General features: G+C 71.8%; 22 protein-coding genes. 13 read left to right on the top strand and 9 right to left on the bottom strand.

What is annotated here, in order from left to right; all coding sequences use genetic code 11:
* Nucleotides 1-23 precede the first annotated feature (23 nt).
* Complete coding sequence (locus FLL47_RS29235) at nucleotides 24-1,211, bottom strand: MFS transporter (RefSeq protein ID WP_144124518.1); 1,188 nt, start codon at nucleotides 1,209-1,211, stop codon at nucleotides 24-26.
* A 140-nt stretch (nucleotides 1,212-1,351) separates the two neighbouring features.
* Here FLL47_RS29235 and FLL47_RS29230 point away from each other — a divergent pair, with 140 nt between their 5' ends.
* The 7 genes from FLL47_RS29230 (at nucleotide 1,352) to FLL47_RS29200 (ending at nucleotide 6,400) form a co-directional block, all read left to right on the top strand.
* Entirely contained in the window at nucleotides 1,352-1,663 is a 312-nt protein-coding gene (locus tag FLL47_RS29230; protein WP_246158803.1) for an ArsR/SmtB family transcription factor, read from the top strand.
* Between the two features lie 5 nt (nucleotides 1,664-1,668).
* Nucleotides 1,669-2,208, top strand: coding sequence for an SRPBCC family protein (locus tag FLL47_RS29225; RefSeq protein WP_144124516.1), 540 nt, complete (start codon nucleotides 1,669-1,671; stop codon nucleotides 2,206-2,208).
* A gap of 301 nt (nucleotides 2,209-2,509) precedes the next feature.
* A complete protein-coding gene (locus FLL47_RS29220; RefSeq protein ID WP_144124513.1) occupies nucleotides 2,510-3,337 on the top strand; it encodes an endonuclease/exonuclease/phosphatase family protein in 828 nt (275 codons plus the stop codon).
* Nucleotides 3,337-3,993, top strand: a complete 657-nt coding sequence (locus FLL47_RS29215; RefSeq protein ID WP_186315972.1) for an HAD family hydrolase — start codon at nucleotides 3,337-3,339, stop codon at nucleotides 3,991-3,993. Before FLL47_RS29220 ends, FLL47_RS29215 begins: the two co-directional genes overlap by 1 nt.
* Nucleotides 3,990-4,913: a 1-phosphofructokinase family hexose kinase gene (locus FLL47_RS29210; protein WP_144124508.1), complete on the top strand. Its 924-nt coding sequence runs from the start codon at nucleotides 3,990-3,992 to the stop codon at nucleotides 4,911-4,913. Before FLL47_RS29215 ends, FLL47_RS29210 begins: the two co-directional genes overlap by 4 nt.
* Nucleotides 4,914-5,169: 256 nt before the next feature.
* On the top strand, nucleotides 5,170-5,907 hold the full coding sequence (locus tag FLL47_RS29205) for a metallophosphoesterase (protein WP_144124505.1): 738 nt from the start codon (nucleotides 5,170-5,172) through the stop codon (nucleotides 5,905-5,907).
* Between the two features lie 31 nt (nucleotides 5,908-5,938).
* Nucleotides 5,939-6,400 carry an SRPBCC family protein gene (locus FLL47_RS29200; RefSeq protein ID WP_144124502.1) on the top strand — a complete coding sequence of 154 codons (462 nt, stop codon included), beginning with the start codon at nucleotides 5,939-5,941 and terminating at the stop codon, nucleotides 6,398-6,400.
* Between the two features lie 39 nt (nucleotides 6,401-6,439).
* Here the strand turns inward: FLL47_RS29200 and FLL47_RS29195 are convergent, their stop codons facing one another.
* The 5 genes from FLL47_RS29195 to FLL47_RS29175 form a co-directional block, all read right to left on the bottom strand.
* Nucleotides 6,440-6,982: a hypothetical protein gene (locus FLL47_RS29195; RefSeq protein WP_144124499.1), complete on the bottom strand. Its 543-nt coding sequence runs from the start codon at nucleotides 6,980-6,982 to the stop codon at nucleotides 6,440-6,442.
* A 121-nt stretch (nucleotides 6,983-7,103) separates the two neighbouring features.
* Nucleotides 7,104-7,514 (bottom strand): hypothetical protein, encoded by a 411-nt coding sequence (locus tag FLL47_RS29190; RefSeq protein ID WP_144124496.1) that lies wholly within the window; start codon nucleotides 7,512-7,514, stop codon nucleotides 7,104-7,106.
* Nucleotides 7,515-7,623: 109 nt separating this feature from the next.
* A complete protein-coding gene (locus tag FLL47_RS29185) occupies nucleotides 7,624-8,055 on the bottom strand; it encodes a hypothetical protein (RefSeq protein ID WP_144124493.1) in 432 nt (143 codons plus the stop codon).
* A gap of 84 nt (nucleotides 8,056-8,139) precedes the next feature.
* The gene (locus FLL47_RS29180; protein ID WP_186315971.1) at nucleotides 8,140-8,805 is read right to left on the bottom strand and encodes a 2'-5' RNA ligase family protein; all 666 of its coding nucleotides are present in this window, start codon (nucleotides 8,803-8,805) and stop codon (nucleotides 8,140-8,142) included.
* Nucleotides 8,781-9,149 carry a VOC family protein gene (locus FLL47_RS29175; protein WP_144124487.1) on the bottom strand — a complete coding sequence of 123 codons (369 nt, stop codon included), beginning with the start codon at nucleotides 9,147-9,149 and terminating at the stop codon, nucleotides 8,781-8,783. Before FLL47_RS29175 ends, FLL47_RS29180 begins: the two co-directional genes overlap by 25 nt.
* Before the next feature lie 74 nt (nucleotides 9,150-9,223).
* Between FLL47_RS29175 and FLL47_RS29170 the strand changes: the two genes are divergently transcribed.
* The gene (locus FLL47_RS29170; protein WP_246158800.1) at nucleotides 9,224-10,756 is read left to right on the top strand and encodes an aldehyde dehydrogenase family protein; all 1,533 of its coding nucleotides are present in this window, start codon (nucleotides 9,224-9,226) and stop codon (nucleotides 10,754-10,756) included.
* 39 nt (nucleotides 10,757-10,795) lie between these two features.
* Nucleotides 10,796-11,656, top strand: coding sequence for a phosphotransferase family protein (locus FLL47_RS29165; RefSeq protein WP_144124483.1), 861 nt, complete (start codon nucleotides 10,796-10,798; stop codon nucleotides 11,654-11,656).
* 75 nt (nucleotides 11,657-11,731) lie between these two features.
* Here the strand turns inward: FLL47_RS29165 and FLL47_RS29160 are convergent, their stop codons facing one another.
* Both FLL47_RS29160 and FLL47_RS29155 read right to left on the bottom strand, forming a co-directional pair.
* Nucleotides 11,732-14,296 carry a LamG-like jellyroll fold domain-containing protein gene (locus tag FLL47_RS29160; protein ID WP_144124480.1) on the bottom strand — a complete coding sequence of 855 codons (2,565 nt, stop codon included), beginning with the start codon at nucleotides 14,294-14,296 and terminating at the stop codon, nucleotides 11,732-11,734.
* Between the two features lie 125 nt (nucleotides 14,297-14,421).
* Nucleotides 14,422-15,387: a S41 family peptidase gene (locus FLL47_RS29155; RefSeq protein ID WP_144124478.1), complete on the bottom strand. Its 966-nt coding sequence runs from the start codon at nucleotides 15,385-15,387 to the stop codon at nucleotides 14,422-14,424.
* 57 nt (nucleotides 15,388-15,444) lie between these two features.
* On the opposite strand from FLL47_RS29155, the gene FLL47_RS29150 reads away from it, so the two are divergent.
* The 4 genes from FLL47_RS29150 (at nucleotide 15,445) to FLL47_RS29135 (ending at nucleotide 19,527) form a co-directional block, all read left to right on the top strand.
* Nucleotides 15,445-15,999 (top strand): ArsR/SmtB family transcription factor, encoded by a 555-nt coding sequence (locus FLL47_RS29150; protein ID WP_222106254.1) that lies wholly within the window; start codon nucleotides 15,445-15,447, stop codon nucleotides 15,997-15,999.
* 80 nt (nucleotides 16,000-16,079) lie between these two features.
* Nucleotides 16,080-18,239 (top strand): SulP family inorganic anion transporter, encoded by a 2,160-nt coding sequence (locus FLL47_RS29145; protein ID WP_144124475.1) that lies wholly within the window; start codon nucleotides 16,080-16,082, stop codon nucleotides 18,237-18,239.
* A gap of 104 nt (nucleotides 18,240-18,343) precedes the next feature.
* A complete protein-coding gene (locus FLL47_RS29140; RefSeq protein WP_144124472.1) occupies nucleotides 18,344-18,919 on the top strand; it encodes a hypothetical protein in 576 nt (191 codons plus the stop codon).
* 200 nt (nucleotides 18,920-19,119) lie between these two features.
* Complete coding sequence (locus tag FLL47_RS29135) at nucleotides 19,120-19,527, top strand: RidA family protein (protein WP_144124469.1); 408 nt, start codon at nucleotides 19,120-19,122, stop codon at nucleotides 19,525-19,527.
* Between the two features lie 303 nt (nucleotides 19,528-19,830).
* Here the strand turns inward: FLL47_RS29135 and FLL47_RS29130 are convergent, their stop codons facing one another.
* Complete coding sequence (locus tag FLL47_RS29130; RefSeq protein WP_144124466.1) at nucleotides 19,831-20,292, bottom strand: hypothetical protein; 462 nt, start codon at nucleotides 20,290-20,292, stop codon at nucleotides 19,831-19,833.
* Between the last annotated feature and the right edge of the window lie 22 nt (nucleotides 20,293-20,314).

Raw genomic sequence — 20,314 nt, 5'->3', positions numbered from 1 at the left:
CCGTCGCGGCGTCACGCAGGACGTCAGGCGGGAGCGCGGCGCAGCTCTCGCACCGGGCGCACGGCCAGCAGGACGATGCAGCCCAGCACCCCGACCAGGGCGGACACGCCGAGCACCTGGTCGGCGCCGATGAGTAGGGCCGCGGGCGCGGCGAGCACCTGGCCGACGGGGATTCCGGCGACCGAGCCGGCGATCTCGTAGGCCGACACCCGGTTGAGCACGTCGCCGGGCACCTGGGTCTGCACGCTGGTGGCCCACATGACCGACCAGAAGGCCCACGCCGCGCCGCCCATCGCGTGCGCCGCGAGCAGCAGCTCGAACGGCGCGTGCACGGACACCGACAGGGGGATCAGGGCGAAGCCGAACATGGCCAGGCCGCCGGCGGCCAGCGGCCGGGCCGGGCGCACCCGCATCGCGACCAGGCCGCCCAGCACGGTGCCGCCGCCCATCGCCGACATCGCCCAGCCGTACGCGCTCTCGCCCAGGTAGGCGGTGATCACCCCGGAGCTGAGCGGGATGTTCGGCCCGAACAGCAGCACGCCGAACACCACCCAGATCAGGATCACGCTCCACATCCAGCTGCGGGTCCGGAACTCGTGCCAGCCTTCGCGCAGGTCCCGGCGGATCGTGACGTCGGTCTGCGGGGCGCGCACGACCGGTGGCAGCCGGAGTGCGAGCAGGCACAGCGCGCTGACGGCGAAGGTGGCGGCGTTGATGGCGTACACGGTGCCAGGCCCGGTGAGCACGACGAGCGTCGCGGACAGGGCCGGCCCGAGCAGCTGCGCCCCGGCGTCGGCCACCCGCAGGGCGCCGTTGGCGCGCTGCACGTCGGCGGCGACGCGCGGCACCATGCCGGCGACACCGGGCTGGAACATGGCGGTGGCCGCGCCGGCCAGCGCCGACATCGTGATCAGCAGCCAGAGCGGAGCGTGGCCGGTGATCAGGGCGACGGCGACGACGGACTGGGTGACCATGCGCACCACGTCCGCGCCGATCATCAGGCGGCGGGCGCCGAAGCGGTCGGCGAACACCCCGCCGAACAGGATGAGGGCGATCAGCGGCGTCATCCACGAGGCGAGCACCAGTCCGACGCCGGAGTCGCCGTGCCCGGCGGAGCGCACCGCCAGCGCCACGGCGACGGGCAGCATGCCGTCGCCGAGCAGGGCGACGGCGCGGGCGACGAAGTAAAGGCCGAAATCACGGGTCCACATGCGACCCGTACCCGGTGGTACGACTGTCATGCTGATCAAGAACCCAGAACTGTTAAGACTCCTTCCCGATTTTGACAAAAACCTGGGATGAATTTGTGTAGGACTTGACAGGCATATAACCAGACAGGCATGTTAAGAGCGTGACGGTGGTGGGCGCGTTCGCGGTACTGGGTGAGGCGAACCGGCTGCGCATCCTGGAGCACCTGCGCGGCTCCGAGTGCAGCGTCGGCGAACTGGTGGACCGGCTCGGCATGAGCCAGCCCGCGGTCTCCAAGCACCTGCGGGTGCTGCGCGAGGCGGGTTTCGTGTCCAGCCGCATCGCCGCCCAGCAGCGGATCTACCGCATCGAACCGGAGCCGTTCGCCGAGATGGAGCACTGGCTGGCGCAGTACCGCCGGCTGTGGGACCGCCACCTCGACGCGCTGGAACGGCATCTCGACAACCAGGAGTGACGATCATGAACGCCATCGACCCGGGACCGATCTGGCCGGTCGAATGCCACCCGTCGGGCGGCCGCTGGACCCTGGTGCTGCAGCGCGACCTGGCGCACCCGCCCGCGAAGGTGTGGGCCGCGCTCACCGAACCCGGGCAGCTCGCCCAGTGGGCGCCCTTCCTGGCCGACCGCGATCTCGGCAAGGCGGGCGCGGCGACCTTGACGATGATCGACGGCGAGCACGCCGAGGATCTGCCCGCGACCGTGCAGCGGGCCGAGCCGCCGCACCTGCTGGTCTACACCTGGGGCGAGGACCTGCTGCGCTGGGAGCTGACGCCGACGGCCGACGGCACCCGGCTGACCCTGCGGCACACCATGGCCGACCGGACCTGGCTGCCCAAGGTCGCGGCCGGCTGGCACCTGTGCCTGGTCGTCGCCGGGCGGATGCTCGACGGGAACCCGGTGCCGCCGATCCGCGGAAACGAGGCCAAGGACCACGGCTGGGTCGAACTCGACGAGGCGTACGGCCGCGAGCTGGGTATATCCGGGGAGGCGACGCCGTGACGGCCACACCGGGCTTGCCTGACCTAGCCGAGCCGCCGCTGTAGTACCGCGCCACGGCTAGGGCGATCTGCTCGAAACGGACGTTCGCCGAACGGTGATCCGTTTCTGTGGGCGATGGACGTCGCCATGACGACGTTCAGCGTCCACAGAAACGGATCATCAGGGAGCCGCGCCGTTGCCGAGTGGCGGCGCGGGTGGGCGCGGTGTTCCCCCGGCAAGTGGAAACGGATACGCTGCTGCGCTGCGAGGGCGGTCGAAGACGGCCGTGACGGCATTGTGCGGGCAGGAGTGTTGAGCGGCGATGAGCGTAGACAACGGTTACCTGAAGGTCATGTCGTGGAACCTGTGGCTGGCCGGCCGCTTCGTCGACGACTCCCGGCCCAAGCAGTTGGCGTTCCTGCGCGAGCAGGCGCCCGACGTGGTCGGCCTGCAGGAGACCCTCGGCGAGGCGGCCCGTGAGCTGGCCGAGGACCTCGGCTGGCACTACCACCAGGGCGGCAGCTGCGGCGTCGTCTCGCCCCACCCGATCGTCGCGCGCTACGGCGACGAGTCCCTGCACGGCGTCGGCGCGCGGGTCCGACTGCCCACCGGACGTGAGCTCGTGGTGTGGAGCGCGCACCTGAACTACGAGCCCTACGGGCCGTACGACTTCCACCTGTCCGGCATGACCGTGCCGCAGGTGCTGGCGCGCGAGGAGGAGGCGGGCCGGCCGCAGCAGATCGCCGACATCATCGACGCGATGCGCCCGGCGCTGGCCGAGAACCGCCTGCCGGTGCTGCTCACCGGCGACTTCAACGTGCCCTCGCACCTGGACTGGCCGAACCTGCCGTGGCAGGTCAGCGTCGCGGTCGAGCGGGCCGGCCTGCGCGACTCCTACCGGGTGGTGCACCCGGACGCCGTGGCCAAGCCCGGCCACACCTGGTCGCCGTTGAACCACTGGCACGAGCAGCAGGAGGGCGTGCTCGAACCGCAGGACCGCATCGACTTCGTGCACTATGCGGGACCCCTGCGGCCCGTGGCGTCCGACACCGTCGGCGTGGGCGAGCCGCGCCGGATGCCGCACCATGCGGACAATGAGTGGACCTCGGACCACTGGGCGGTACTGAGCACGTTCGTTTTGGAGTCATGATGCCGTTCGACCTCGGCGCGTTCGACGCGGTCCTGCTGGACATGGACGGCACCCTGGTCGACACCGAGTCGCTGTGGATCGAGGCGGTGCTCGGCGTCGCCGCCGACCTGGGCGCGGACCCGCTCGACCAGGCGCGGCTCATCGGCGGGACGGTGGCGTCCATCGTCGCGGTGGTCGGCGCGGCCACCGGCGGGCGGCACGCGCCCGCGGACCTGGAGCTGTGGATCGACCAGGCGGTCAAGCGCAAGGTCGCCGAGGTCGGCGTGCGGCTGCGGCCCGGCGCGCGGCGGCTGCTCGACGACCTGATCGCGACCGGCACGCCGTGCGCGCTGGTCACCTCGTCGGGCCGGGCCGACACCGAGCTCATCCTCGACGTGCTGGGCCGGGCGGCGTTCGCGCACACGGTCACCGCCGACGACGTGCCCCGGCACAAGCCCGACCCGCTGCCGTACGCCACCGCGGCGGCACTGCTCGGCGTGGACCCGTCACGCTGCGTGGCCATCGAGGACAGCCTGGCCGGGCTGGCCTCCGCCGAAGGCGCGGGCTGCACCACGGTCGCCGTGCCCCACCTTCAGGACATTCCGGACTCGCCCCGCCGGAATGTATTTACCAGCCTCGAAATGATCACCGTAACGACGGTTAAGGTAACTCGATGATCCTCACCGTCACGCCCAACGCCGCGCTCGACGTCACCTATCAGGTCGACGCGCTGACCCCGTACGCGACGCACCGGGTCGCGGCGGTCGCCGAGCGCGCCGGCGGCAAGGGCGTCAACGTGGCCCGGGTGCTGCACGGACTCGGCACACCGGTGCTGGCCACCGGCCTGGCCGGCGGACCCACCGGGCAGCGCCTGCGCGAGCTGCTCGTCGCCGACGACGTCGCCGAGGCGTTCCTGCCGGTGACCGGCGACGCCCGGCGCACCGTCGTCGTCGCCGACCGGGCCGACGCCACCGGCTTCTGGGAGCCCGGCCCGAACGTGTCCGCCGCGGAGTGGTCGGGGTTCACCGCGCACTTCGCCGCCCTGCTCGGCGGCGTGAAGGTCGTCGTACTGTCCGGCTCGCTGCCGCCCGGCGTGCCCGCGACGGCGTACGCGGAATTGCTGGCCCTGGCCCACGCCGCCGGCGCCGCGACGATCCTCGACGCCGACGGCGACGCGCTGCGCCAGGGCCTGCGGGTGCAGCCCGACCTGGTCAAGCCCAACGCCGCCGAACTGCACGCACTCACCGGCATCCGCGTCGACGGCCCGGACGCGGCCCGCGCCGCCGTCGCCGCGCTGCGCGAGCTGGGCGCAGGAGACGTGGTCGCGTCGCTGGGCGGCGGTGGCCTGGTCGCGGTCAGCGCCGAGGGCGTATGGCGCGCCCGGCTGGCCGAGCCGCTCACCGGCAACCCCACGGGCGCGGGCGATGCCTGCGTGGCCGCCCTGGCCCGTGGCCTGCTCGCCGGGCAGCCCTGGCCCGAGCGCCTGCGCGACGCGGTGGCACTGTCCGCGGCCGCGGTGCTGTCCCCGGTCGCCGGCACCGTCGACCCCGCCGTCTACGAGCGCCTGCGCACCGAGGTCATCGTCGACGCCTGCTGACCGGGACCGACGGGCACGAGCAAACTCGCTCGCGGTCCTCGGGCGGCGGCCCGCACGTGCAGTTTCGGGGAAACTGCAGCTTTCATCACTTCCTTAGCGCCAGTTTCCCCGAAACTGGTGGCGACGCGACGTTTTGGTCGGCAGGTCGAAGACCCGACGCCGGGCGGCCGGCGGGAAAGTGCCGCGCGGGGCGGATTGGCCCTGGTGGATCTCGCGCGGCGGGGTGAGGCTGGTGGCATCGCAGAGGGGACATCTCTTGATCGTTATCGCGCATGTCAGCGACACCCATTTCGACGGCGGGCCGCGCGCCGCCGAGCGCAGCGGACGAGTGCTGGCCTACCTCGCCGCCTTGCCGCACCCGGTCGACGTCGTGCTGGTCACCGGCGACATCGCCGACCACGGTCTGCCGCACGAGTACGAGCAGGCGGCCAAGGTGCTGGCGGCCGTGCCCGGAGCACTGACCCTGCCCGGCAACCACGACGTGCGCGCGGCCTACCGGACAGGACTGCTCGGCGAGCCCGCCGCCGACGGACCGATCAACCGGACGGCCGTCGTCGGCGGCGTGACCCTGGCGCTGTGCGACTCCAGCATCCCGGGCCGCGACGACGGCAGGCTCGACGACGAGACACTGGACTGGCTGCGCAGCGTGCTGACCGGAACGGACGGTCCGGTGCTGGTCTGCATGCACCACCCGCCGGTCGAGCTGCGTTCCCCCTTCATCGACTCGTTGCGGCTGCACGAGGCACAGCCGCTGGCCGAGCTGGTCGAGGAGTTCCCGAACGTGGTCGCGGTGCTGTGCGGTCACGCGCACACTCCGGCCGCGACGACCTTCGCGGGCAGGCCGCTGCTGGTCGCGCCCGGCGTCGCTTCGCGGCTGCGGCTGCCGTGGGAGGGCGAGGACCCGCCGCTGGACTACGACGCTGCGCCGGGGCTGGCCTTCCATGTGCTCGACGACGACCTGCGGCTGACGACCCACTACCGGTTCCTGTCCTGAGCGACCGCCTGCCGCCCACTACGCTGTCGCGATGGCCGTCGCACACCTCGCCCACTCCTGGCGCGTCGACTCCCCACCGGAGAGCGTCTTCGCGCACCTGACCGAGCCGCAGCACTACATCGGGCTGTCGCCGCTGGTCGTCGAGGTGCGCGACGTGCGGCGCGGCACTGACGAGCACGGCGAGCAGGTGACCGACTATGTCGCCGTCGAACGGTTCCGGTTCCTGAAGGTGCTGCGCTGGGACAACCTGATCCGGGTACGCATGCGCGTGGTCGAGCCCGGCAGGGCGCTGCGCCAGAGTGTGGTCAGCCCCGGCGGAGTACGGCTGGAGTGGACGGTGCGCCTCACCCCGGAGGAGGACGGCGCCACCGTCGACGACCGGCTGGAGATGACCATGGCCGCGCCGATGCGCGGTTTCGTCACCCGCCAGGCCCGCGGCGTGCAGCTGCACCGCGCCGCCGAGCTGACACGCCGCATGGCCCGCCACGGCTGAGGCGGTTCACGCGCAGGCTCGCGCGGGTGTTCCGGCGTCCTACCGGGCTGGTCCCCGGCGCCGTCGCAGTGCCACAGCCACCAGCCCGGCGGCGACGACCAGCAGCATCGCACCGGACGCGAGCCACCAGCGGCTGGTACGGGCAGGAGCGGATTGGGCCACCGCGGGCGTCGGGACCACTGCGGACGTCGGGACCACTGCGGACGATGCGGATGGGGACGGTGCGGCCGGCAACGGGCGGACACCGACGCAGAGCCCGGTGTTGCCGCTGCTCGCGTTCACCCGGTACCGGGTGCCGACCCGGAACTCGTAGCCGCAGCTGACCTCGCTGCGGTTCACGCGCAGTTCGAGCGTGTCGCCGCTCCTGGCGTCGCCCTTTTCCACGGAGTCGACGGTGAGCCGGATCGCGTGGTCGGTCACCTGAGTGACGGTGCCGTTGACGGTGCGTTCGGCCCGCTCGTCCTGCTCGCTCTCGGTGTAGGCGCAGGAGCATGCCCAGGCGGGCTCCTGCGGAGCGACGACCACGACGAGGCTGAGGCCGACAATGGCCAGGACGAAGAGGAATGCGGCGCGTGGCTTCATGACCTCACCGACGGGCCTGCCCCTGCGGAGGTTCCGTCCGCCCGCTCGCCGTCCGCTCGTGACGGACCGGAACGCCGACGCGGCAGGTGATCTCGCGGCCCTGTGCTCGCCACAGCCGCCGTCAGAACGGCCCGCTGATCCGCAGCCGCTCGATCAGCGGGTCGCAGGTGCACCCGCTGGGCAGCGTCTCGGCGATCGGCAGCAATACGATCAGCACGTTCGCCACGATCAGGAGCCCGGCGAGCCAGCCCAGCAGCAGGCCCAGCGACCGCGCGGGGCGTCGGCGTCGGTCCCGCCATGCCAGGATCGGCACGGCCGCGACGGCAACCGCGGCGCACAGGACGAGGGCGGCCAGTCCGGTGGCCATCTGGTCGGCGTAGTCCGCCTGGCCCACGAACAGGCCCAGGTGGACGAACGCCCAGACCCCGAGCAGGAAACCGAAGGCGCCCGCGGCGAACCCGGAGCACACCTGGCCGAACCGGTTCTCCGGCCGGGTCACCGCCGTCGGCGTCGACTCGTCCACGCTCGTCACGCACACCGCCCCGCATCCGACGCTCCGTGCCGGGAGCATAGACGGAGCCGGGCGCGGGCGGGGTCCCGTCGTGGTCGCGGGTTACCCGGTGCGTGGTGAAGGTGCCGGGCTACCTGGTGAGTGCGGCCTGTTCGAGCATGGCGGAGACGTGCGGGTCGTCGGACGGCGTGGACAGGTCGCCGGCGAACGCCGCCAGCGCGTGCTCGCCGAGGCTGAGCTGCTGGCGCAGCCCGCGCCAGGCGTGCAGATTGGGATGCGGCAGCTCGGTGCAGGCCACGGCCGGTGTCAGCAGTGCGATCACGCGGTCGAGCTGGGCCGGGGTGAGCGAGTAGGACGCCGAGCCGCGGGTGTGCCCGCAGATGCTGGCCAGCACGACCGCGGGCAGGAAGCCGTCGCCGACCGCGACGCGCGCGAACACGGGCCGTCCGGAGACGAGCCGGGCGACGCCGAACGCGGCCGGAGGCTGCCAGCCGGGGATGGCCGCCTCGAAGCGTTGCTGTGCCGCGTCCAGGTCCGCGATGGTGCGCCACTGCTCGAGCATGTCGCGATGATGGCACGTGCCGGGGTCCGCTGTCGCGGCGGATCCCACGTCAGGGGTGGCGACACGGCGCGTGACGTGCGTACATCAGGTTCCAGGACGTGGCGTGGCGAGCGGGATCCGGGCGACCGGCGTCCACCGGTACCCGGCCGCCCGGGTGTCCTGCGCGACGTCGAGCAGGTGCACCTCGCGTACCGTCAGCGCGGCGTGGCCGGGCCGGACCTGGCGCAGGGCGGCCTGCACCCGGCCGGAGTCGCCGGACCCGGTGGCGTAGGCGAGCGTGAGATGGCCCGGCATGGCCTGGTAGGCGACGGCTTCGCTGCCGAGCACGCCGGATATCGCGGTGCGGGTGCGGGCATGCACCGTGTGCAGGGGCTCGCCGGGCAGGTCGCCGTCCAGGTCGGCGAGCACGACGGTGACGCTGGCCAGCGCGGAGCCCGCGGTGAGGGTGAACGCGGGTACGTCGGACAGTGCCTCGGTGAGGCGGGCGGTGAGTCTGTCGCGTTCGCCGGGGCCGATCTCAGCGGCGGGCATGCCCATCACGGGCTGGACGGTGACGTGCAGCCACGGGTCGGGCACGGGGTTGAGGAAGCCGAACGGGGCCATCGCCGACCGCCAGCCGCGCACGAGCCGGGCCAGGCCCTGGTCGTGGTGCAGGTCGGGGAGCAGGTACACGTGCAGGCGGGTCCAGCCCGCGGGCCAGACCCGTTCGCCGGTGAGGAAGGGCTTCATCGGCCGCGCGGCGGCTGCCACAGCTCGAAGCGGTTGTCCTCGCCGTCGTACGCCCAGCCGAACCGTCCGAACTCGCCGTCCTCGACCTCGGCGGCGACTCTGACCCCGGCGGCCCGCAGCTGGGCGAGCATCGCGTCCAGATCGTCCACCCGGAAGTTCATCATGTACGGCTGGTCGGGGTCGTCCATGTAGTCGGTGTCCTTGTCGAGGACCGTCCAGGTCGTCGTGCCGCCCGCGTGCCAGCGGAAAGTGTGCCCACCCCATTCTCTGACGTCGATGCCGAGGTGGGTGGCGTACCAGGCCCGCAGGGCTTCGGCATCGCGGGCGCGGAGGAAGACACCGCCGATACCTGTTACTCGCTGCATCCGGACATTCTGACATGAAATTCCCCGTGGAGCCGGACCTTGGCGCACGCTCCCCGCGGAGGCATGATGCTGGCATGCTTCGTTCGATGATCGACGGTGCGCCGGTCACGGCCGCCGCCCGGGTGCTGGACAGCCGCAACCCCGCCGACCTGGCAGACGTCGTGGCGCAGGTGGTGCTCGCCGACCCGGCCACGATCACCACGGCGGCCCGGTCGGCCCACGCCGCGCAGCGGGCCTGGGCCGACGTGCCCGCGCCGGTCCGCGGGCAGGTCGTCGCGAACATCGGCGCGCTGGTCGAGGCCAATGCCGAGACGCTGGCGCGGCTGGTGACCCGTGAGATCGGCAAGCCGCTGGCCGAGTCGCGGGGCGAGGTACAGGAGATCGTCGACACCTGCCGGTTCTTCCTCGGCGAGGGCCGCCGCCTGTACGGGCAGACCGTGCCGTCGGAGATGCCGGACAAGCAGCTGTTCACGTTCCGCGAACCGGTCGGCACCGCGATGATCATCACGGCGGGCAACTTCCCGGTTGCCGTGCCGTCCTGGTATCTGGTGCCCGCGCTGCTGTGCGGCAACACCGTGGTGTGGAAGCCCGCCGTGTACGCCGCGGCCGCCGCCGACGCCCTCTACCAGCTGTTCGTGCGGGCCGGGCTGCCCGCCGGGGTGCTGAACCTGGTGCACGCCGACGGCCCGGAGACCTTCACGGGCCTGTCCCAGGCCCTGGACGAAGGCCTGGTGCAGAAGGTCGGCTTCACCGGCTCGACCGAGGTCGGCCGGGCGATCGGGGAGTTGTGCGGCCGCCACCTGCAGAGCCCATGCCTGGAGCTGGGCGGCAAGAACCCGATGGTGGTCACCGAGGACGCCGATCTGGACCTGGCGGTCGAGGGCGCACTGTTCGCCGGGTTCGGCACCGCGGGGCAGCGCTGCACGTCGCTGGGCACCGCCATCGTGCACGAATCGGTGCACGGCGAGTTCCTGCGCCGCTTCGCCGCGGCGACGGCGGCCGCCGCGGTCGGCGACCCGACCCGCGACGTCCTGTACGGACCGATGCTCGACGAGCGCTTCGCCACCGCGTACGAGAAGTATCTGGGCTGGATCGACGGCGGGCACCGGGTGCACGGCGCGACCGGCCGGATCACCGCGGACAACCCCCGCGCGGGTTTCGTCGGCGACCCGGCGACCGGCCTGTTCTTCCACCCGGTGATCGTCGACGGGGTGCGCCCCGGTGACGCGATCTTCGACAACGAGACGTTCGGCCCGCTCGTCGGCGTGACCACCTACGGCGCCCTCGACGAGGCGATCGAGCTGGCCAACGCCCCCGGCTACGGGCTGTCCAGCGCGATCTACACCACGGACCCGAAGAAGGCGTTCGCGTTCCGGCGCGGCATCGGCGCGGGCATGGTCAGCGTCAACAACTCGACGTCGGGTGCGGAGGCGCACCTGCCGTTCGGCGGCAACGGCCGCTCCGGCAACGGCAGCCGCCAGTCCGGCATGTGGGTGCTCGACCAGTTCACCCGGTGGCAGGCCCTGAACTGGGACTACTCCGGCCGGCTGCAGAAGGCGCAGCTGGAGGTCGCGGTCGTCCCGGCCGACCTGGACTTCCGGCTGTAACCCACCCGGCGGCCGTGGCAGCCGTCATGCTGCGATCGTATGACCATGCATGCGTATCCGTCGCCGACGCCTGGGACCCTGGGCTGGTTGCGCCGCGCCCTCGGTGCGCCGATCGCTGCGGTGACCCCGCTGGTAGGTGGCATCGCCCATGCCGTCAGCGCCGTCGACACCGCCGACGGTCGGCGGTACGCGCTGCGCCGCTGGTGCCGTCCCGGCTGGCAGGTCGAGGATCCGTGGTTCACCCCGGCGAACGAGGTCGCCGCGCTGACCGCGCTGTCCGGCACCGGCCTGCCCGTGCCCGAGGTCGTCGCGGTGGACCCGACGGGTGCGCACACCGACTTCCCTGCGCTGCTGATGACCTGGCTGCCGGGCACCATGTTGCCCAGCGCCACGCACCGCGCGGCCGCCGAGCCGCCGCCGTCGACGGACATGCTGCGCCAACTGATCGCCGCGGCACACGCCGTGCACGCCGTCGACGGCACGGGCGTCGCCCCGTTCGAGCCGTACGTCGTGCTCGCCGACGCGCGCCCGCCCCAGGCCAGCTCCCGGCCCGAGCTGTGGGAACGCGCGATCGCCACCGGCGCGGCCATCGGGTCGCCCGCGCGGTCCACTCTGATTCACCGCGATTACCACCCGGGTAACACGTTGTGGTGCGGCGGCCGGCTCACCGGCGTCGTCGACTGGACCAACGCGTCGCGCGGCAGGCCCGGCTACGACTTCGGCTACCTGCGCGTCAACCTGCTCATCGCACACGGCCAGGGGGCGGCCGACGCCCTGCTACCGCTGCTCGACGACCACGACCCCGCCGCCGACCTGCTGGCCTTCCTCGACATGGAGTGGGAGGGCCCGCACGCCGCCCCGCTGCCGGTCATGGAGTCCTACCTCGAACGCCTGCTGTGAACCGGTGCGACCGGCCGTGAAACGGACCGGGGCATGCGGGTGGTTCCCGCATGCCCCGGTCCCGGCTGAGCGTGGTCAGCTGGAGCAGACGTTCGGCTGGGCGGACAGCTTGGTCTGTGTCCAGCCCAGAGGGTCCGTGACGGTGCCGTATGCGGTCTCGGTGAAGCCGGCGTTGGTCGGGTCGCTGTCGTGCCGCATCGTGACGGCGCCCGTCGTCGTGTCCCGGGTGAAGAAGAGGCCGCCACCCGGCGACACCACGTGGCTGACGTTCGTCCAGGTCCCCGGCGAGTAGCTGGAGTACCTGGGATCAGTGAGCTTGATGTCGAAATAGGTGCGGACCAGGCTGTCGGTGCTCCTCGTCCCGAGCAGGGCGTTCGGCTTGACGGAGGTGAGCGTGTTCAGGACGAACCCGGTGCCGACGCTGCTCCATTCGGTGATGTCGGCGATGGTCAGCGGCGGGCTGTTCAGGTCGACCTTGTATCGGCGCAGCGTGCTGCCGCCGGAGGTGCCGGTGATTCCGAACAGGTAGGTGCCGTCGAAGGTGAGCTGGTACAGGGTCCAGCCCGAGCCGATCGTCGCCGCGCCGAAGGTCAGCGCGGTGGTGTTGTTGGTGACGTTCACCGCGTACAGGTCACCGGCGGTGCTCGGAATGAGCAGGGTGTTCTTGTTGAGGGTGGCCATCGATACGGGGGTGAAGCCCAGCGGCGCCGTCGACGTGAGGCGACGTACGACCGTGCGTGTGTAGGGCTCGATCAGCGTGTAGGTGAGCCGGTTGTCGGCGTTGACACCGTAGACGGCGACCGGCGCGACGCAGTGGATTGTCGGGCCGGCGGGCATGTCGGTCGCGGTGTTCCAGACCTGCACGTTGGCGACCCGGCCGTTGAGGTAGCTGTCGGGCGTGATCGGGCGCGTCCTGGCCGAGCCGATGCGGAAGCTGCCCGTGTGGTCGGCGGCGGTGGGACGGTCGACGCTGGCGGCGGGAGTGTCGTTGATCTTCAGCAGGATCATGTTCCGGGACGACGACTTCTGGTACTGCACCGTGAGGTGTGTCCACTCGCCGAGCTTGGCGGTCTCCGGCGCGGCGACGGCCACGTCCCGCATCGCGTTGAGCCCGTCGAAGCTGCGGAGCATGCCGAACCGCCAGGATCGGTCGGCGGCGTTCGAATACAGTTCGAACGCCGCCGTGCCCAACGCGGAGCCGGTGGCGTCCTGGGAGAGGACGGGACCGCCGAAGGCGTTGAGCTTCACCCACACGCTGATGGTGAAGTCGGCGTCGGTCTTCACGGCCCCGCCCGACCCGGTGTACAGCGAGCCGGAAACGCCGTCGAATGCGACCGCCGGGCTGAACGTGTCACCGGTGACCCACGTCATCCCGCCGATGCCCGTCAGCGGCCGTGCGGTGCCGGTGGGGACGCTGTCGGCGGCGATGATGACATTGCTGCCCGGGGCCGCGTCGGCGGGCATGTCGGCCAGGGTCCACGTGTGCGCGGCCGTGGTCGTCGTGATGATGTCGGCCCAGGTGGCGAGGTCGTCGGTGCGTGCCGCGGTGACGGAGCTGTCGGCGCCCGTGGTCTGCGGGCACCCCGCCTGACCTGCCTGGCTGAGCACTGCGGCGATCTTGCCACCGGACAGGACCGGTGCGCCGGCCATGCCGCTGCACACCAGTGGACCGGTGGCGGCGGTCAGCGTGGTCGCGCCGGCCGCGGTGAACGTGATCAGTGCCGTCTGCTGCTGGTCGGCGACCGGTGCGGCAGGCGTACGGCCGAAGCCGACGGCGGACAGCTCGGTCCCGGTCGGCGTGGCGGCCGTGGCCAGCGCCAGCGGCGTGACGTCCTGGACGGCGGTGGCCAGCCGGGCCAGGACCAGGGCACGGTCCGTGCGTGGGCTGAGCCAGTCCAGCTTGACCGGGGTGTGTCCGGGCAACGCGACGTGGTACGCGCCGACCGGCGGCCCTTCACCGAGCTGCGGCAGGTTCGGGTCGGCGGCGAAGCAGCCCGCCGCGCCGAGCACCCAGCGCGGGGCGACCAGGGTGACCGTGCACATCCGGTCCGGGCCGGCGACCTTGCCGACCGCCGCCTGCGCGCCGGTGACCGGGGCCGGGCCGTCGCCTGCCCGCAGTTGCAGCAGCATCGTGGGCGAGGCTCCCGGGTCGCTGCCCAGGCCCACCGGGGTGCTGCCGTCGGGGTCGACCTCGACGGTGAGTTGGTCGCCGTCGTCGCTGACCAGTTTGGCGGTGACCTCGTGCCCGGTGCCGGTCTGCTGGCCGTCGCCGCGGATCTCGTACACGCCCGGGACTTCGAGGTTGAGCAACCCGGACGATGCGGTGACCTTGAAGCACACCCGCCCGATGCCGTCGGGGCCGATCGCCTCATCGGTGGTGTAGACCTTCAGCAAGCCGATGTCACCCTGCGGCGGCGTCGCGCAGTCCGCCAGCAGGATGTGCCCGTCGCCCGAGATCAGCCTGACGTTCTGGTCGGCCAGGATCGCCGCCGCGTCCGGGTAGGGGAAGACGCCGCTGTCGACCAGGGACGGCAGGGTGATCGGATCGGCTGCGGCGGGGCCGGTCGCACCGACCACCGCCAGAGATGCTGTTAGTGCTGTGGCGACGCCGAACGCCGCCATGCGCCGTTTCGAAGGCATGTCAATTGACTCCCCGTATTGATTGGATCATCAAGGTGAGATCCACTCGCGGAAACTAGCGCCCGGGGTGGTGCGGGTCAAGGCCCCAAATGAGACAGTCGTGATTGCTGTGATGTGATCGTTTGTCACTTGTCTCGCGCGGAACCGGAGTCGGCGAGTGCGGCCCTGGCCTCGGCGGCGCTCGGTCCGCCGCCGTCGGCGACCAGTTCGAGCGCCGCCGTGTACGCCGTCGGCAGTGCCCGGTCCGCGTCGACCTCGATGTCGGGTGTGACGCCGGTGCCCTCCCAGTTCGTGCCGGAGACGGGGTTGACCGCGCGGGCGACCGAGATCGTCGCCTCCAGGTGCGGATGCAGGCGGAAGCCCTCGCGTGGGTGCGCGCCGCCGCGGGTCCGCTCGCCGACGACGGTGCCGCGCCCGGTCTGCTGCACGTCATAGGCCAGCGCCTCGCCCCCGGAGAACGTGGCTCCGCCGGTCAGCACGTACAGCGGCCGGGTGCGGCCGTACCGGCGTCCGGGCACGTGCGCGTGCGTCCACGACTGCCGGACCTGACCGGTGGTGCGCTCGTACATGCCGGTGAGCTGCACCGGCTCGTGGTCCCACAGGTAGCTCATGAACAGGCCCACCGCGGACGGCTCGCCGCCCAGGCAGCCGCGCAGGTCCACGATCAGCGCCTGCACCGGGGCGAGCAGGGTGAACGCGGCGGCGTAGACGTCGCCGACGAGCACCGCGGGGAACAGCACCGGCGCGACCTCCAGCAGCCCGACGTCGCCCGGCAGGCGGCGCGCCGACACCACTCCGCCGCAGGTGCGCTCGGCCCACTGCGCCATCGCCGCGTACTCGGCGGCGTCGTCGTGGGGGTCCTGCTCCGCTTGCGGCTCGGCGTGGTGCAGCAGGCGCAGGTGCTTGTCGCCGTTGACGGACTGCAGGTCGGCGGTGACCGCCGCGGCCAGTGCAGCCGGATCGGCAGGGTAGCCGTCGCGGCCCGCCGCCAGGCGGCGGGAGATCTCGGCGGCCTCGTCGGGGAACACGTAGCGCTGCTCGACCAGGGTCCGCAGCCGGTCGACGAGATCAGTCACCTCAGGCTTCAACATGCGGTCCAGGTAAGCACGCCGCTTGACAAAGCGTCAAGAGTTCTTAACGCTTAACTCATGACACCGCGGGACGAGAAGCAGGCGGACCGGACGGCGCAGCCTGCGGACGAGCCGGTCATGCGAGTGACCTCGCCGGAGCACTACAAGGCGCTGGCCCACCCGATGCGGCACCGGCTGCTGTTCGCCCTGGAACGCCCGGCCACCGTCAGTCGGCTGGCGGCGGTGCTGCGTACCAACAAGGGCAATGTGGCGCACCACCTGAAGGTGCTCGTGGAGGCCGGGTTGGTGCGGCCCGCCGGCACCCGCACCGTGCGCGGCGGCACCGAGCAGTACTACGCCCGCCCGGCCCGAGCCCTGCACTACACCGGCCCCGGCGCGGCGGAGAACACAGCGGTCGCGTTCCAGGCGCTCGGCGCGGAGATCGCCGCAGCCGCGCCCGACCCGCTCCTGGTGCTGCGTCACCTGCGGCTGACCGCCGAGCAGGTGCGCGAGCTCACCGTGACCCTGACCGCACTGGCCGAGGACACTCCTGACGCAGGCGACGACGGCATGCGCTACGGCCTGCTGCTCGGCCTCTACCGGCCACACGAACCGGACGGTTCATCGGATTGATCGACGATCTCTTCATCAGCGTTTTCTCAGCTTGGCGCAGTTGAGGTGGGCAGAACGCGTAAGGAGAGGTGGTCGTCTACATGAGCGCACAATGGCGTGAGCGGTTGCGGACGGACGTGCCCGCGTCCCTGGTGGTGGTGTTGGTGGCACTGCCGCTGTCGCTGGGCATCGCGGTCGCGTCGGGTGCCCCGGTGATGGCGGGTTTGATCAGCGCGGTGATCGGCGGCGTCGTCGCCGGCGCGCTCGGTGGGTCGGTGGTGCAGGTCAGCGGCCCGGCGGCCGGGCTGACGCTGATCGTGGCACAGACGGTGGCCACCTTCGGCTGGCGCGGGGCGTGCGCGGTCACCGTCGCGGCGGGCGTGCTGCAGCTGCTGATGGGCGCGTCCCGGGTGGCGCGGGCGGCACTGGCCGTCTCGCCCGCGATCGTGCACGGCATGCTCGCCGGGGTCGGTGTCGTGATCGTCCTGTCCCAGGTGCACGTGCTGCTCGGTGACGCCCCGCAGGCCTCGGCGCTGGCGAACCTGCGCGCGCTGCCCGCGGAACTGCTGCACAACCACACTCCCGCGGTCTTCGTCGGCGTGCTCACCCTGGCCGTGCTGTGGGGCTGGCGGGCCGTGCCGACACTGGCCGGGATCGTGCCCGCACCGCTCGCCGCGATCATCGTCGGCACCGCCGTCGCGGTCGTGACCGGGTGGGACCTGCAGCGGGTGGACATCCCCGACGACATCCTGGCCTTCGACGCGGGCCCGATCTGGCCCGACGCGTCCCCGTCGGTGTTCCTGGCCGCGGTCGGCGCGGTCGCGCTGGTCGCCAGTGTCGAGTCGCTGCTGTGCGCGGTCGCCGTGGACCGTATGCACGACGGCCCGCGGGTCAACCTGGATCGCGAGCTGGCCGGGCAGGGTGCCGCCAACATCGTCGCCGGGGCGCTCGGCGGGCTGCCGGTGGCCGGCGTGATCGTGCGCTCGACGACCAACGTGAAGGCCGGCGGCCGGTCACGGCTGTCCGCGGTGCTGCACGGCGTATGGATCCTGGTGCTGGTCCTCGTCGCCGCGCCGGTCATCGAACTGATCCCGCTGCCCGCGCTGGCCGCGCTGCTGGTCTACACCGGCGTGCAGATGGTCAACCTGACCCACGCCCAGCAGGTGCACCAGCACCGGGAGATGCCGGTCTACCTGCTGACGATGCTGGCCGTGGTGGTGCTGGGCCTGTTCGAGGGCGTGCTCGTCGGCATGGGGTGCGCACTGCTGCTGTCGATCTGGCGGCTCACCCACGCCACCGTGCGGGCCTACCAGGACGAGCACGGCTGGCACGTCGCCATCGAGGGCTCGCTGACCTTCCTGGCGGTGCCGCAGCTGTCCCGGACGCTGGCCCAGGTGCCCGCGGGGGTCACGGTCGGCGTCGAGCTCAACGCCGATTTCATGGACCACGCCGCGGTGACCGCGCTGCACGACTGGCGCACCAGCCACGAGCGCGGCGGCGGCAGCGTCGAGGTGCACGAACTGCACCACAACTGGTACGCCGACGCGATCACCGGCCACCGCTCCCCGGCCCGCAAGGTCCACCCGACCGCGTGGCTGCTGCCCCGCATGCACCGGGCGGTGCCGCACGGGGCCCGCGAGCGCCTTGCCCGCGGCGCCCGGCTGTTCCACCGGCACGGCGCCCGCCGGGTCGGCCCGCTGCTGGCCGAGCTGGCCCGCACCGGCCAGCAGCCGACCCAGCTGTTCATCACCTGCGCCGACTCGCGCATCGTGCCCAGCATGATCACGTCGACCGGTCCGGGTGACCTGTTCACGATCCGCAACGTCGGCAACCTCGTGCCGCGGCACGGCGTCGACGACCACGACGGCAGCGTGCCCGCGGCGATGGACTTCGCGCTGCACGTGCTGCAGGTGCGCACCATCACCGTGTGCGGGCACTCCGGCTGCGGCGCGCTGGCCGCGCTGCTACGCCCGGCGACGCATCCGGCGTCGATGCCGCACCTGCACCGCTGGTTGCGCCATGCCCAGCCCAGCCTGCACCGCGTGGGCAGGGGGACCGTCGGCGAGGGCGACCATCTGACCCGGCTCTGCCAGCAGAACGTGGTCCAGCAGCTGGAGAACCTGATGACGTACCCGGCCGTGGCCGAACGTGTCCACGACGGCCGCCTGGAACTGGTCGGCATGTACTTCGACATCGCCACCAGCCGGATCCACCTGCTGGACCCGACCCACACCCGGTTCACGCCCGTCTCCAGCCACTGACCAGCCCGCGGGCCGCCGCGTGCCAGGACGGCACGCGGCGGGCGTGCCAAGACCGAGGCGCTGCCGTGCCCGACCTGTGACGTGCTGCCAGGACGATCTGCACCATGCGCAGACGACTCGCCGCGGTGGCGGCCTTTGCACTGGCCGTCGGTACGCTCACCGCCTGCACGCCGGCCCCGGAGCCGATCGTCGCCCTCGCCGTGCACGGCGGAAGACCCATCGCGGTGCTGGTGACCTGCGGTGGGGGGTCCGCGGGGATCAGCGTCTACGAGAACGACAAGCCCATCCCCACCGCCACACCCGGATCCGGCGAACCGGACGGCACACCCACCATGGGGCGGCACGTCAGCTGGAGCGTGCACGGCGACCCGACCACCGAGATCGTAGAGGTCGAGCTGCTGGGCCCGCCGCCACACGGATGGACCACGGAGAAACCCCACGTGGTCATCGGGCTGCCGACGCCGGGAGCATTCGAGGTCGTCCCGCTGGCGGCGCTGCAGCCCGGCGTCCGCTACAGCCTCGTCGGATCGAGCCGCCGCTATGCCGTCGACGTCGACTTCACCACAGCGGACTTCGACCGGATCGGACCTGATCAGGTGCTCGCCCCGGACGACGGCGTCACCGTGCTGATGCCGCGTGCCGAATTCGAGGAGAACGCCCGCGAGACCTGCGAGAGGTGACCCGGCACCGACGGTCAGCGTGGTCCGGTGACCGTGGAGAGGGCTCGGCGAAGGCGAGCGCGCACAGTCCGTAGGAACGGTCGCGCAGCTCGCGTACGGCTGCCATGCGCGACACGCATGGCGGCCATCAGATGTATGCGTTGATGCGATGTCTCGGTCCGGGAGAGGATCATGAGGCAACGCGCGAGACAGGAGTGACGATGACGCACGTCGTACGGTTGCCGGCGCCGGACGGGATGGCGCCGGCCACCGGATACAGCCACGTCGCCTGGGGCACCGGTCGCCTGATAGCGATCTCCGGCCAGGTGGCCCTCGACGAGCACGGCCGGCTGGTCGGCCCCGGCGACCCCGCCGCGCAGGCCCGGCAGGTGTTCGAGAACCTGCGCCGCTGCCTCGACGCGGCGGGCGCGACCTTCGCCGACGTGGTGAAGCTCGGCTACTTCGTCGTCGACGCCGCGCACATGCCCGCCGTACGGGCCGCCCGCGACGAGTTCATCGACGCCGCACAACTGCCGGCGAGCACCGCGGTGCAGGTCGCCGCCCTGGTCGCGCCAGAGTTCCTGCTGGAGATCGAGGCCTGGGCGATCGTCGCGGAGGAGCGCGCATGACGGTGTCGCGGTGTGCGGCCTGGGCCGGATGGGCTCGGCCATGGCACGGATGCTGCTCGAAGCGCCCCTCGGCGCGCTGGCGAAGGACCTCGGCCTGGCGCTCGCCCGGGCCCGCCGCCCGGTGCCGGTGGCGGGCGCGGCCCGCGACGTTGCCACCGCCGGGGTCGCCGCGGGCGACGCCGACCGCGACATCGCCGTACGCGCCCCGGGCGACAGATCCGCGCACGAGCGGCGCTGTGATCGCAGACATCGGACAGTGGCGGGTCGAGCCGCGCCCGCCGTAGGTGGCGAAGCTGTGAGAGGTCAGGCGTTCTGCTCGACCCTTTCCGCCAGCACCTCTACCTTGTACCGGGCGACGACCTCCTGGTCCTCGCTGTTGAACACGACGCTGACCGTCTCAGGCTTGATATTTTCGTATTTGATTCTTAGAAAATGGTTGCCAAGCACATCGTCAACGAAGTCGTCCTCCTCGACGATCCTGCCGCCGAGCCAGAGGAAGTCCCGCTCGAAGACCGGCAGGATAACGGACTTGTCGACCACGAATTCGGTGTTCGGTGCGATGTTCATCCCACCATCGCTTTCGCGGCGGCTCCACATCACCTTGGGGGATCCCGCGCCCGGCTGCGGGTTTGCCTGATTGTCGATGAACACCCCACGGACCTCGAGTTGGCCGAAAATCTCCAGATTGGCTCCAGAGTCGCCGGACGAATTGGTGCACCTGATGGCTTCCAGGGTGACGCGCAGGTCCTTCACTTTCTTTGCCATCTGCCTTGCCTCTCAGTGTGAC

Source organism: Catellatospora sichuanensis (assembly GCF_007483665.1).
Classification (GTDB): domain Bacteria; phylum Actinomycetota; class Actinomycetes; order Mycobacteriales; family Micromonosporaceae; genus Catellatospora; species Catellatospora sichuanensis.
The sequence above is the reverse complement of the archived record's forward strand: the minus strand, read 5'-3'. Positions and strand labels throughout refer to the sequence as shown.

Excerpts from the sequence above, each read along its gene's own strand:
- FLL47_RS29155 (WP_144124478.1), bottom strand. The coding sequence starts at position 15,387 with ATGTTGAAGCCTGAGGTGACTGATCTCGTCGACCGGCTGCGGACCCTG.
- FLL47_RS29220 (WP_144124513.1), top strand. The coding sequence starts at position 2,510 with ATGAGCGTAGACAACGGTTACCTGAAGGTCATGTCGTGGAACCTGTGG.
- FLL47_RS29215 (WP_186315972.1), top strand. The coding sequence starts at position 3,337 with ATGCCGTTCGACCTCGGCGCGTTCGACGCGGTCCTGCTGGACATGGAC.
- FLL47_RS29185 (WP_144124493.1), bottom strand. The coding sequence starts at position 8,055 with ATGCTCGAGCAGTGGCGCACCATCGCGGACCTGGACGCGGCACAGCAA.
- FLL47_RS29130 (WP_144124466.1), bottom strand. The coding sequence starts at position 20,292 with ATGGCAAAGAAAGTGAAGGACCTGCGCGTCACCCTGGAAGCCATCAGG.
- FLL47_RS29195 (WP_144124499.1), bottom strand. The coding sequence starts at position 6,982 with ATGAAGCCACGCGCCGCATTCCTCTTCGTCCTGGCCATTGTCGGCCTC.
- FLL47_RS29150 (WP_222106254.1), top strand. The coding sequence starts at position 15,445 with ATGACACCGCGGGACGAGAAGCAGGCGGACCGGACGGCGCAGCCTGCG.
- FLL47_RS29175 (WP_144124487.1), bottom strand. The coding sequence starts at position 9,149 with ATGCAGCGAGTAACAGGTATCGGCGGTGTCTTCCTCCGCGCCCGCGAT.
- FLL47_RS29210 (WP_144124508.1), top strand. The coding sequence starts at position 3,990 with ATGATCCTCACCGTCACGCCCAACGCCGCGCTCGACGTCACCTATCAG.
- FLL47_RS29165 (WP_144124483.1), top strand. The coding sequence starts at position 10,796 with ATGACCATGCATGCGTATCCGTCGCCGACGCCTGGGACCCTGGGCTGG.
- FLL47_RS29200 (WP_144124502.1), top strand. The coding sequence starts at position 5,939 with ATGGCCGTCGCACACCTCGCCCACTCCTGGCGCGTCGACTCCCCACCG.
- FLL47_RS29235 (WP_144124518.1), bottom strand. The coding sequence starts at position 1,211 with ATGTGGACCCGTGATTTCGGCCTTTACTTCGTCGCCCGCGCCGTCGCC.
- FLL47_RS29145 (WP_144124475.1), top strand. The coding sequence starts at position 16,080 with ATGAGCGCACAATGGCGTGAGCGGTTGCGGACGGACGTGCCCGCGTCC.
- FLL47_RS29225 (WP_144124516.1), top strand. The coding sequence starts at position 1,669 with ATGAACGCCATCGACCCGGGACCGATCTGGCCGGTCGAATGCCACCCG.
- FLL47_RS29140 (WP_144124472.1), top strand. The coding sequence starts at position 18,344 with ATGCGCAGACGACTCGCCGCGGTGGCGGCCTTTGCACTGGCCGTCGGT.
- FLL47_RS29135 (WP_144124469.1), top strand. The coding sequence starts at position 19,120 with ATGACGCACGTCGTACGGTTGCCGGCGCCGGACGGGATGGCGCCGGCC.
- FLL47_RS29170 (WP_246158800.1), top strand. The coding sequence starts at position 9,224 with ATGCTTCGTTCGATGATCGACGGTGCGCCGGTCACGGCCGCCGCCCGG.
- FLL47_RS29160 (WP_144124480.1), bottom strand. The coding sequence starts at position 14,296 with ATGCCTTCGAAACGGCGCATGGCGGCGTTCGGCGTCGCCACAGCACTA.